This is a genomic window from Flagellimonas pacifica, from assembly GCF_900215465.1.
In the GTDB taxonomy this organism is placed as follows: Bacteria; Bacteroidota; Bacteroidia; order Flavobacteriales; family Flavobacteriaceae; genus Flagellimonas; species Flagellimonas pacifica.
In genome coordinates this window covers 86438-98536 of record NZ_OBEH01000004.1, presented here as the reverse complement: position 1 = coordinate 98536, position 12099 = coordinate 86438, and the positions used below count along the sequence as shown (strand labels likewise).

Genomic DNA, 12099 nt, shown 5'->3' with positions numbered 1-12099 from the left:
TATGGAACAGGGTAAGTATTCAGTTGGGTTGGATATTGGAACTACCAAAATCGTTGCGATTATTGGTAAGGAAAATGAATATGGAAAAATAGAGATCTTAGGAACAGGTAAGTCCAAAAGCTTAGGTGTTCACCGTGGCGTGGTCAATAATATCACCCAAACTATTTCATCTATTCAACAAGCTGTAGAGCAAGCCGAGGTTAATTCAGGGCTCAAGATAGGTTCTGTAGTGGTAGGTATTGCAGGACAGCATATTAGGAGTCTTCAACATAGTGATTACATAACCAGGCCTAACTCAGAAGAAGTTATAAATGATGATGATCTAGAGAAACTTTGCAACCAAGTCTACAAACTGGTAATGCTTCCTGGAGAAGAAATCATCCATGTATTGCCTCAAGAATATAAAGTTGATGGTCAATGTGAAATAAAAGAGCCCAAAGGAATGTATGGTGGGCGATTGGAAGCCAATTTCCATGTGGTAGTTGGGCAGGTATCCTCTATAAAAAATATAGGCAGATGCATTAAAAGTGCCGGATTGGACTTGGGTAATATCACCTTGGAGCCACTGGCATCAGCTGAAGCTGTATTGAGCCAGGAAGAAAAAGAAGCAGGTGTTGCTTTGATAGATATAGGTGGTGGAACTACTGATTTGGCCATTTTTAAAGATGGCATAATCCGTCATACTTCTGTAATCCCATTTGGAGGAAATGTTATTACCGAAGACATCAAAGAAGGCTGCTCCATTATTGAAAAGCAAGCTGAGTTATTGAAAATTAAGTTTGGGTCCGCTTGGCCAGGGGAAAATAAGGACAATGAGATTGTTTCCATTCCCGGTCTAAGAGGTCGTGAGCCCAAGGAAATAACATTGAAGAACCTATCCAAAATTATCCACGCCCGTGTAGTAGAGATTGTGGAACAGGTATATGTGGAGATTAAAAACTACGGACATGAGGACCAAAAGAAGAAACTTATTGCCGGAATTGTACTTACCGGAGGTGGTAGCCAATTGAAGCATTTAAAGCAATTGGTAGAGTACATCACTGGTATGGATACTCGTATTGGTTACCCTAACGAGCATTTGGCGGGAGATTCAGAAGAAGAAATAGCAAGTCCATTGTATGCCACAGCTGTTGGACTTTTGATGAACGCCTTGGAGACCAGAACCAATAATGTGCTGGAGGATGAAATGGAGCAGGAAGAAGAAGAGGTTTTGGTAGGACAAGAAAGTGTGGCAGGTCAGTCTGCAAGGACAAAGACAGTACCTAGGAAATCTATTTTTGATAAATGGTCAGAGAAGTTGAAAGACTTTTTAGACAATGCAGAATAATAATCCCATAATAGTAACAAAATAGTCATGAGTAAGAGCACCGAATTTGACAACATTTCTTTTGATCTCCCTAAGAATCAAAGTAACGTAATTAAAGTAATTGGCGTTGGTGGTGGAGGTAGCAATGCCATTAACCACATGTTCCAGGCTGGAATTAACGGAGTAGATTTTGTAATCTGCAATACAGATGCACAAGCTTTACAAAATAGTGCTGTTCCCAATAAAATTCAGTTGGGGGTATCTTTAACCGAAGGACTGGGAGCCGGTGCTAACCCAGAGGTTGGAGAACAAGCTGCATTGGAGAGCATGGAAGACCTAAAGGATATGTTGGGACATACCACAAAAATGGTCTTTATTACTGCTGGTATGGGTGGTGGAACAGGAACAGGTGCGGCACCTGTCATAGCAAAAGTAGCGCGAGAAATGGATGTTCTAACTGTAGGAATCGTTACTATTCCATTTCAGTTTGAAGGTGCCATGCGAAATAAGCAAGCACAAACAGGAATTGAGAAATTACGCTCTAACGTAGATTCTTTAATTGTAATCAACAACAACAAGCTACGTGAAGTATATGGAAACCTTGGATTTAAGGCAGGTTTCTCAAAAGCAGATGAGGTATTGGCAACTGCAGCAAGGGGAATTGCAGAGGTAATTACACATCACTACACGCAGAACATTGACCTTAGAGATGCCAAAACAGTACTTTCCAATAGTGGTACTGCCATAATGGGTTCTTCTACCGCTTCGGGATCGGCAAGGGCAGGTGAAGCTATTATGAAAGCATTGGATTCTCCACTCTTGAATGACAACAAAATTAACGGTGCCAAAAATGTGTTGCTGCTTATCGTTTCAGGAACACAAGAAATCACTATTGATGAAATAGGTGAGATTAATGATTTTATTCAAATCGAAGCTGGACATGGAGCCAATATAATTATGGGCGTGGGTGAAGATGAAAATTTGGGAGATGCCATTGCTGTAACCGTTATTGCAACTGGATTCAACATTGATCAACAAGACCATATTGTAAATACCGAAAGCAAAAAAGTCTTTTACACTCTGGAAGATGAACAAACTGCCGAGCAAGAGTTGGCCCCTGAAGCAACATCCATTCAAGAAATAAAAGTTGAAAAAGCTGAAATAGAACCAGAGCCAGTGATTGTAAAGCACACATTGGAAATGGAAGAAGAGGAAGAAATCAAACCAAAACAAGAAGAGTCTGACCTTATTCCAACCACAAACTATATCAGAAATTTCAATGTTTTCTATGAAGAAGTAGTAGCGGAAAACGTTGAAGATGACTTTGTGATCATAGAAGCCAAGAGTATATTAAATGATATAGAAGTGGTCGACCCAGAGGTGGTTTCTCCAAAAGCTGCTGAAGATCAGTTTGCCCTAACTTTTGATATGCCATTGAATAATTCCCAAGAAGTGGAAGAAAAAGAACATACCATTACATTTGATCTAGATGAAAATGTAAAGGATATTGATGTAAATGAGTATGTGGAGGTAAAGCCTGTTTTGGAATATAAAAAAGAAGGCGAGACTCGTTATAACTTAGAGGAGTACATGGAGTTGGAAACTCAATTGACCGGTGCTAAATCTGTTGCCGAGACCCACGAACCAAAATTAGTGGAAGACGAGTTGGTTTTTGAAAAGAAAACGGTCAAAGTAGAAGCTAAGGCAGAGGGCGGTAATGATGGTAATATAGACCCATTTAATAGTTCTATCAATGAATTGCTTAAAGACCGTGCGGATGAACGCAGAAAAAAACTGAAAAATTTCAATTATAAATTTCAAAACAGCAGAAATAGTATTGATGAGATAGAGAAACAACCTGCCTATAAAAGACAGGGTGTTGATTTGGATGATACACCACAAGAGCAGAAGGTCTCCAGAACAACATTGAGTGAGGACAGTAATGATGATTTGCAATTACGTTCCAATAACTCCTTCTTGCACGATAATGTTGATTAGTAGTGTTTAAATTGACTCCATTTTTAATGGAAAACCTAAGCCCGTAAGTTAAGAGACTTTCGGGTTTATTTTTTATCTTCGCAGCCCAAAATAAAGACAATATGAGTTTGCAAGAACAAATAATGACAGAGATGAAAACGGCAATGAAAGCCAAGGACACTGTTGCATTGGAATCTTTGCGAGCCATAAAATCTGCAATTCTGTTAGCCAAGACTGACAAAGGAGGCGGTGGAGAACTTTCGGAAGAGGATGAAGTAAAGTTGGTTCAGAAACTGGTAAAACAACGTAAGGACAGCGCGGCTATCTTTACAGAACAAGGCAGGGAGGATCTGGCTGCTCCTGAGTTGGCACAAGTAGCGATTATTGAAAAGTTTTTGCCCGAGCAACTTACTGGGGAAGAGATAGAAAAAGTGGTGATTCAAACCATAGATTCGATTGGGGCATCAGGAATGCAGGATATGGGAAAGGTAATGGGAATTGTCTCCAAAGAATTAGCTGGAAAAGCGGATGGAAAGACCATTTCTTCCATAGTGAAGGCAAAACTAAGTTCATAATAGAAACAAGGCCACGTAGCTCAGCTGAATAGAGCACTGGATTTCGGCTCCAGCGGTCGTAGGTTTGAATCCTACCGTGGTCACAAGTGAAACAAAAAGCAAGCAAAAACATAAAGCTTGCTTTTTTGTTTTTATCGGCTATGATTGTCATCGCAGAAAACTGTGCAGAAGTTCGAAGCTATTACCTTGCAGTTGTTGAGAATTATCTTTTTATGTTTCTGGGCAAATAACCAAACATTCGTTTGAAAGCCGCGGTGAAGTGTTGCGGATTTTTATATCCTACTTCATAGGATGCTTCTGAAACTGTAAACCCTCGGTTGGCAATCAAATCTTTGGCTTTTGCCATTCTAAGTTCAGTGATATATTTAAAGATAGTAGTACCGAATACCAATTTAAACTCTTTTTTGAGTTTAGAGGTATTTAATCCTGCAATGTTGGATAACGTTGTTATGGTAAGCGTCTTTTTTAGATTATTCTTGATATAGGCATCAATCTTAAGAATTGATGAGTAATCATCTTTTGGAACAAGGTCCTTGCAGTACTCACTGCTGGAAACCTCATTGAGAACTGTAACTAATAGTTCTACGATTTTAGCTTCCAAATATGCTTTTTTGGAAATATTCTGAAAGCCACAATCCATAATATCGTTTAAAAGGAAACACAATTTGGGAGATATGGGCCTACCCTCTTTCCATAATAGATAGGGTTTCTGCTTTATAATTGCATCTCCAAAAGACTTGAATACGTTTTTGAATTTTAATCCGATATGCTTGGTAAGGAGAAATTCGGAAAATCTGACTTCAAGTGTTTTTCTGTGCTTAGTGTCAAAATATAATGTACCATCAACCTCTGGGATAAATAGAAGGTTGTAATGTCCATGTGGTATTGAAACGTTTGGGTTTTCGGAGTCATTTGGGACGTATAAACTGCTTCCTTGAATCTCAAAATGTAATTTAAACAAAGGGGAATCATGTGTTACATTGACTTGATAAGGCTTCTTTACCTCTATATCTCTCATTGAAAGATGAGCGCCATCTAACATAACTTCATCAACCTTACCTCTTATATACTCGTTGTCATAGGTAATTTCACGCTCCTTCAAATCTTGATTTTGAAAATCTTCATTGTATTCACGAATCAAGGTCTTCTTTCCAAAAATGGCACTTTTCAAGCGTGTTTGCATTCCTTCCTTTTTCGGCGATAATAATTCCAAATGCGTTAATGCCCGCTTTGGTTGATATCTACTTTTGCAAATATAATTATTTATAATAAGTCTAAATAACAATTATATCCAAATGAAAAAACTTTTAATAGCATTAACCCTTTGTTTCATTTCTATTACGGCATATGCCCAATCCAAAATTTCTGGATTGGTCACAGATGATACAGGTGCTCCAATCCCATATGCCAATATTTACGTAAAAGGGGGGCAGAAAGGTACTTCTGCTGATAACAAAGGACATTTTATTTTGATGGATGTCAACATTGACAATACCATTCTTGTTGTTAGCGCGGTAGGCTATAAAAAAACAGAAAGAGAACTTAGCTCTTCCGCCAATGTATCTAACTTAAGTTTTACTCTAGACAGTGATAATCAACTTGAAGAGGTTGAACTTTTTGGGGAACGAAATCGAAGAGCCGATAAGCTTGAAACACTTACAAGATTACCCCTTGCGCCCAATGAGCAATTGCAAAGTATCTCTATCCTATCTCAAAAATTGATTGATCAACAAAATGCATTGACCTTGAGAGATGTGACCAAAAATGTTGCCGGGGTGTACACTTTTGCAACGTACGGTAATATCCGAGAAAGTATGTCTTTGCGTGGATATAGGGGAATCCCTTTATTAAAGAATGGTGTTCGCATTAATTCTGATTTTAGGGGAGTAGGTATTGTTACAGATATGGCTGGAGTGGATAACATTCAGGTACTAAAAGGAGTTTCTGCCATAAGTCAAGGTCTTGGTGGGGATTTAGGTTCCGCTGGAGGTGTAATCAATATTGTTACCAAAACTCCAAAATTTTATAGTGGAGGTCAAGTGAGCCTTAGAGCTGGAAGCTATGGCCATGTTAGACCTACATTTGATTTTTATGGTCCTTTAGATGAAAACAATACGATTGCTTACCGTGTAGCGGGTTCCTACGAAAGAGCGGATAGCTACCGTAATAAAGTGAACTCAGAAAGATTCTACATTAACCCGTCTTTAGCTTGGAAACCAAACTCAAAAACAACCGTGTACCTAGAGTTTGATTATATGGATGATAGTCTGACACCGGATCAGGGAACCATCAACCTTGGAGGTTATGATACCAATAACATTTATAAATTGCCAAACGATAATTTTATAGGGTTTTCCTCTGATCGTGCCAGTACGGAAAATAGTACGTACTCCGTTCGGTTTGATAGGGAAATCACGGATAAGTTAAGTATTAAAGCAGGTTATTTCACATCAGACCTATCTACCTATACAGAAACATCTTATGCGTTTCAAGGAAGTTCAAGGAACGGACTTCCAGTGTTGGAAGCATCTCAGCGATATAGAGAATACTACGCTTCTGCCAGAGAGGATAAAAACAGTGTATTGCAAATTGATTTTGTGGGTAAAGACCTTAAAACGGGTGCCCTGAGCCATACATTTCAGTTAGGAGTCGATTATCGTAAATCAGCATTTGACAACCTTGGTTACAGTACCGCGTACCCAACTGATAATCCCTATGTGGATGTTATTGATGTATTGGAAACAATACCCAATGACCTTCCAGATGGGGTAAGTGTTTCAAGAAACACGGGTAGGGATTCAGGTTCCAGAACAAAATCTTACGGGTTTACAGCTCAGGACAAGATAAGTTTGACCCATTGGGCAGATGTATTCTTAGGTGTTCGATATACTTCAATAGAAAGAACCAAGGGTAATTTTATAGGTAGAAGCCTTACCGGTGCCAAAAGGGACAATGCCATTAATCCTTTGTTCGGGTTTAATGTAAAACCAAAAGAAAATATTGTGGTATTTGGCTCCTATGCCTCAAGTTCAAACCCAATGACATCTTTCTATACCGATATAAATGGTAACGAATTGGGTACAGAACGTTGGGATCAGATTGAAGCAGGAATAAAATCGAATTGGATGGACGATGCACTTCGATTCAATGTTACCTTTTTCAATACCTTCAGTAAAAACTTGAACTTACAGGCTATTGACCAAAATGGAACCTTTTTAGGGTATTACCTAAAAGGAGGAGAAGATACACGAACTGGAGTCGAGGTCGAATTAATTGGTAGAGTATTAAACAATTTGGAAATTATTGCTGGGTATTCCTATTTAGATGCCAAGTATAAGGACCATAATTCATATTACTTTAACTCTAGTCCATTGAACACACCAAAACATACTGCTAATCTTTGGGTAAACTATGCCTTTACCAATGGATTGGATGGTCTTTCCATTGGAGCTGGAGCATATTATCTAGGTGAACGTCCTCACAATGTATGGTCAAGAAACTATACCCATACCGGAGTTGAGCCAGGAGTGAAACCCTTTGATTTGGAAGCTTACACTACTGTCAACCTTCAAGTTTCGTATAAGTTCAATGAAAGTTTGAGCCTAGATGTTTTTGGCAACAATATTTTTGATGAATTGGGATATAACGCCTACAGGACAGTATATTTGAACCGTATTCAACCAGCAAGTTTTGGTAGTACATTACGATACAGATTCTAAATAGAAAAATCATGAAAATACGAAGTAGCATAATATTTTTCTTCTGCATACTAATGGGGACTGGATTATATGCCCAGGAAGAAAATATTTTTTGGAATCGTGAGTTTTGGAAGGCCAAACCCAGTTTGGAAACCGTTAAAGAAAAAGTAGCAGAGGGATATGATCCCTCTGCACTTACTGCTTTTGGGTTTGACGCAGTAACCAGTGCCTTATTTTCCGAAGCCAATACTGAGATTGTCAAATATTTGTTATCCCAAAAGGGTAACGATGTCAACAAACTTACCCACGACGGTAGAAACTATATCTTCTGGGCTGCCTACAAAGGCAATTTGGAAATCATGCGATATTTACTCGATAAAGGTTCCCGTACCGATATTATTGACGACAAGGGATATTCACTTTTGACTTTTACTGCTGTGGTGGGGCAAAAGAATCCAGAACTCTACGATTTTATCATTAAAAATGGAGCCGATGTAAAGAATGAAAAGAGTAAAAATGGGGCAAATGTATTATTGTTGTTGATTCCACATCTTTCAGATTTTAAAATGGTAGACTATTTTGTGGACAGAGGATTGAACATTCACGACAAGGACAATTATGGAAATGGAGCATTCAATTATACCGCCCGAACCGGGAATATTGCCATGCTCAAAAAACTGGCTGAAAAGGGTGTGGACTATAAAACGATTAATAAAAATGGGGGAAATGCCTTTATTTTTGCCAGCGAGGGAGCCCGTGGGGTTGTCAATGGGCTTGAAGTTTATAATTATCTGGAAAGTTTGGGGCTAGAACCCAACATCACCACAAAAAATGGAGTGAATCCGTTGCATAATATTGCTTATGATACCGAAGACACCAAAGTTTTTGATTTTTTTGTCAGCAAAGGAACGGACATAAACCAAGCAGATGAAAACGGGAATACACCATTCCTAAATGCTTCAGCATACAATACTTTGGAAGTAATAAAATATATTTTCCCACATATAAAGGATATCAACCATAGTAATGCCAACGGCGAGACGGCTTTGACAAAGGCTATCACCAGAAACAAGAAGGATGTAGTATCCTTTTTATTGAAAAAAGGAGCTAATGCCAATACCGTGGATAAAAAAGGTAACAATTTGGCTTATTATCTGTTGGATTCTTATAGTGCAGACCAAAAAAATGACTTCTATGCCAAGGCAAAGGTTTTGAATGAAAAAACAGTCAACTTTTCTGCAAATCAGGCAAAAAACAATACCCTTTATCATATCGCAATAGAAAAACAGGATTTGGAATTGCTACGGTTTTTATCAAAATATAACATAGATGTCAATGCAGTCAATAACGATGGTCTAACAGTGCTCCACGTTGCGGCCATGAAGGCCAAAGATGATACCATTCTTAAATATTTGTTGCAAGAAGGTGCCAAGAAAGAGCTAAAGACTAGTTTTGAAGAAACGGTCTATGATTTGGCCTCTGAAAACGAATTGCTTAAGTCCAATAATATAAATATTGACTTTTTAAAATAATATAGATGCAACATAAAATTTTCAAAAAGACTTTTCTTGGATTCACGGCTATTTTAATAGCTCTAATGGCGATGGCCTTCAGTAATGCAACAAGCAGTACGTATAAATGCATGGTTCAAATGATTAATTATACGGGAGAAGGAGCTTATGTGGTCATTTCACTGATCAATCCACAGGGAGAATATGAAAAAACCCTATATGTGCAAGGTGATGATGATGAATGGTATCACGACATATCCGAATGGTGGCATTTTTTTAGCAAAAAACACCCCAACATTGATGCGATAACAGGAGCTACTGTAGGCGGAGGAGAACGTGCAATACATGTTATAGAAATTGATGACACCAAAATTGATGCAGGGTACAGTATCCGTTTTGAAACCGCGGTTGAAGATCAGGAATATTATGTGAATGATGTTGAATTTTTGTTGACGGCTGAAAATGTAAAATCCAAACAAGAAGGAAAGGGATTTATCCGTTATGTGCGAATGATTCCCAATTAGTAGTTATTTATAGTTTAAGTTCGTTTATCAATGACGATTTCCATATGGAGGTACAGCCATTTAGCATTGGCTGTATCTTCTTTTGTTTTTGTAGTATTGGCATCGGTCACCGGAATTATATTGGCCTTTGAACCCATTGTTGATCAGGTAAAGCCATATAGGGCAACTGATTTTGACCAGCTCAACTTGGCTCAAACTTTGGGCAACCTACAGGCCCGGTATGATGAAATCATTGAACTGAAAATCGATGCAAACGAGTTTGTCCTTATCGATGCAATTTCTGAGGACGGAGAAAGTATAAATGGCTATGTGGATCCCAATACTGGAGATTATTTGGGGCCGAAAATAGAAAAATCCCGTTTTTTTCAATTCATAACAAATTTCCATCGTTCTCTTTTTCTAAAATCAATTGGACGTGCCTTTATTGGAATCACTTCTTTTTTACTCTTTTTGATTGCTGTTTCTGGAGTGATGTTGGTGATTAGGCGACAACGTGGGATCAAACATTTTTTTAAAAAGATAATCAATGAGGATTTTGCACAATACTGGCATGTTGTGCTAGGTAGATTGTCTTTGTTGCCCATTATTGTGGTAACACTGACAGGGGTTTATCTATCCCTGATCACCTTTGGGTTTTTGCCCCAGTTCAATGCATCCCATAACATTGATTACGAAAGTATAGAGGAAAGCCCCAAAATGGCGATTACAAGCTTTAAATCCTTAAAGGAGATTCCCTTAAAAGAGGTGCGAGCGGTGGAATTTCCTTTTTCGACCGATGTTGAGGATTTTTATACCATACGTTTAAAGAAGCATGAATTTGTTATTAACCAGTTTACAGGGAAAGTAATCAGCAAAGTAAATTACCCAATTGAGGATTTTCTGGCCGATCTTAGTCTACGTTGGCATACAGGCCAAGGAAGTATTTTCTGGGCATTGATACTGGCAATTGCCTGCTTCAATATTTTGTTTTTTATTTGGTCAGGATTTAGGATTACCCTCAAAAGAAGAAAGTCAAAACTTAGAAATCACTTTAACGCCCATACCGCTGAGGTAATCATTTTAGTGGGTTCTGAAAATGGTAGTACCATACGCTATGCTTCCGTTTTTCACGAGCAACTATTAAAAAGTGGCATCAAAAGCTACATAGATCAATTAAACAACTATAAAAATTACTCCAAGGCGCATCAATTAATAGTGTTTACGGCTACCTACGGTCTGGGAGATCCTCCCAGCAATGCATCAGGATTCCTGACAAAACTTAATGGAGAGAAACAATTAAATACGCTTAGATACACTGTGGTTGGTTTTGGGTCGTTGGCCTATCCAGACTTTTGCAAATTTGCGTATGAAGTAGATAAAGCCTTGGGAAATACTGACGGATTTAACCAATTATTGCCCATTACCACCATCAATGATGGATCAGTTGAAAGTTTTGACCAATGGGTATTTGAGTGGTCCAATAGAAACAAAGTTTCTATAGATATACCAAAAGAGAAATTGTGGGCAAACACCAATGGTGCAAAATCATTTTTGGTGAAGCAAAAGACCAAACCCAATGATTCTGATAATACGTTTCTTATTGCATTGGAACCTAAAGGAAAGCAATCCTTTGTCTCGGGTGATTTATTGGCTATCTATCCAGAGAATGACTATCGGGAAAGATTGTATTCCATAGGAAAAATGAATAGGCAAGCGCATTTGAGCGTAAAGCTTCACGAGTTGGGGCTAGGTTCAAGTTATTTGAACAAGCTGCAAGAGAATCAATCTATAAAGGCAAGAGTTATTACCAATAGTACCTTTCACTTCCCTAAAAAAGCATCAAAAGTTGTGATGATTGCCAACGGAACAGGAATTGCACCATTTTTAGGTATGTTGCACGAAAACAAAAGAAAACTGGAAACGCATTTGTTTTGGGGTGGTAGGACAAAAGATTCATACGGACTGTATGGAGAAAATCTAGAACAGTTACTTGAGCATGGTAAACTAAACAACATAAACATCTGCTATTCCCAAGAGGGGGCCAAGGAATATGTTCAACACAAAATTTCCAAAAATCAGGATTTGATAACAAAAACTTTAGACACGCAGGGTGTTATTATGATATGTGGTTCGTTGGCCATGCAAAATGAGGTTATGGATATCTTAGAGGGAATTTGCAAAAAGTTTTTAAATACACCGATTGAAACTTATTTAAACAATAAGCAGATAAGAACGGATTGTTATTAAGTTTTTTTGACTTTAATGTCATGATTTGATCAATGACAGGATACAATAGATAAGGCAATTTCTTCTTTATAAACTTTCATTTAAATACTGCTACTAAATTCATTTGCTAAAGAAAAATTGTTAAGCAGGCCTTCGTCTTCAGTTTAATCTGTACATTTTATACTAAGGATGTGAATTCTTAACTTTATGATGACCTAGTCAAGGGTTTTGGACAATAATGATACCTCCAAACTCTTTGCTCAATCTCAACAATTGTTATTTTAGCAGAAGTTGCAGATGCCT

At 38.1% G+C, this 12099-nt stretch carries 8 protein-coding genes and 1 tRNA gene; 8 read left to right on the top strand and 1 reads right to left on the bottom strand.

Translation table 11 applies throughout. The features are described 5' to 3' along the window. Window position 1 precedes the first annotated feature (1 nt). From ftsA to CRO15_RS13015, 4 genes are all read left to right on the top strand, one after another. Window positions 2–1327 carry a cell division protein FtsA gene (gene ftsA, locus CRO15_RS13030; protein WP_097046290.1) on the top strand — a complete coding sequence of 442 codons (1326 nt, stop codon included), beginning with the start codon at window positions 2–4 and terminating at the stop codon, window positions 1325–1327. 27 nt (window positions 1328–1354) lie between these two features. Next, the gene (gene ftsZ, locus CRO15_RS13025; RefSeq protein WP_097046289.1) at window positions 1355–3304 is read left to right on the top strand and encodes a cell division protein FtsZ; all 1950 of its coding nucleotides are present in this window, start codon (window positions 1355–1357) and stop codon (window positions 3302–3304) included. 101 nt (window positions 3305–3405) lie between these two features. Then, entirely contained in the window at window positions 3406–3858 is a 453-nt protein-coding gene (locus CRO15_RS13020; RefSeq protein WP_097046288.1) for a GatB/YqeY domain-containing protein, read from the top strand. A 9-nt stretch (window positions 3859–3867) separates the two neighbouring features. Continuing rightward, window positions 3868–3941: transfer RNA gene (locus CRO15_RS13015), tRNA-Arg, on the top strand. A gap of 119 nt (window positions 3942–4060) precedes the next feature. On the opposite strand, the gene CRO15_RS13010 is transcribed toward CRO15_RS13015, so the two are convergent. Next, window positions 4061–5041 (bottom strand): helix-turn-helix domain-containing protein, encoded by a 981-nt coding sequence (locus CRO15_RS13010; RefSeq protein ID WP_097046287.1) that lies wholly within the window; start codon window positions 5039–5041, stop codon window positions 4061–4063. A gap of 112 nt (window positions 5042–5153) precedes the next feature. Between CRO15_RS13010 and CRO15_RS13005 the strand changes: the two genes are divergently transcribed. The 4 genes from CRO15_RS13005 to CRO15_RS12990 all read left to right on the top strand — a co-directional run bounded on the left by CRO15_RS13005 (window position 5154) and on the right by CRO15_RS12990 (window position 11817). Next, on the top strand, window positions 5154–7577 hold the full coding sequence (locus tag CRO15_RS13005; protein ID WP_097046286.1) for a TonB-dependent receptor: 2424 nt from the start codon (window positions 5154–5156) through the stop codon (window positions 7575–7577). Window positions 7578–7588: 11 nt separating this feature from the next. Beyond that, entirely contained in the window at window positions 7589–9088 is a 1500-nt protein-coding gene (locus CRO15_RS13000) for an ankyrin repeat domain-containing protein (RefSeq protein WP_097046285.1), read from the top strand. Window positions 9089–9153: 65 nt separating this feature from the next. Next, window positions 9154–9591 (top strand): DUF2271 domain-containing protein, encoded by a 438-nt coding sequence (locus CRO15_RS12995; RefSeq protein ID WP_243396984.1) that lies wholly within the window; start codon window positions 9154–9156, stop codon window positions 9589–9591. Between the two features lie 30 nt (window positions 9592–9621). Beyond that, window positions 9622–11817: a PepSY domain-containing protein gene (locus CRO15_RS12990; protein ID WP_097046284.1), complete on the top strand. Its 2196-nt coding sequence runs from the start codon at window positions 9622–9624 to the stop codon at window positions 11815–11817. The last annotated feature ends 282 nt before the right edge of the window (window positions 11818–12099 follow it).

Coding starts and splice junctions, on each gene's coding strand:
- ftsA (WP_097046290.1), top strand. CDS start 2: ATGGAACAGGGTAAGTATTCAGTTGGGTTGGATATTGGAACTACCAAA.
- ftsZ (WP_097046289.1), top strand. CDS start 1,355: ATGAGTAAGAGCACCGAATTTGACAACATTTCTTTTGATCTCCCTAAG.
- CRO15_RS13020 (WP_097046288.1), top strand. CDS start 3,406: ATGAGTTTGCAAGAACAAATAATGACAGAGATGAAAACGGCAATGAAA.
- CRO15_RS13010 (WP_097046287.1), bottom strand. CDS start 5,041: ATGCAAACACGCTTGAAAAGTGCCATTTTTGGAAAGAAGACCTTGATT.
- CRO15_RS13005 (WP_097046286.1), top strand. CDS start 5,154: ATGAAAAAACTTTTAATAGCATTAACCCTTTGTTTCATTTCTATTACG.
- CRO15_RS13000 (WP_097046285.1), top strand. CDS start 7,589: ATGAAAATACGAAGTAGCATAATATTTTTCTTCTGCATACTAATGGGG.
- CRO15_RS12995 (WP_243396984.1), top strand. CDS start 9,154: ATGGCGATGGCCTTCAGTAATGCAACAAGCAGTACGTATAAATGCATG.
- CRO15_RS12990 (WP_097046284.1), top strand. CDS start 9,622: ATGACGATTTCCATATGGAGGTACAGCCATTTAGCATTGGCTGTATCT.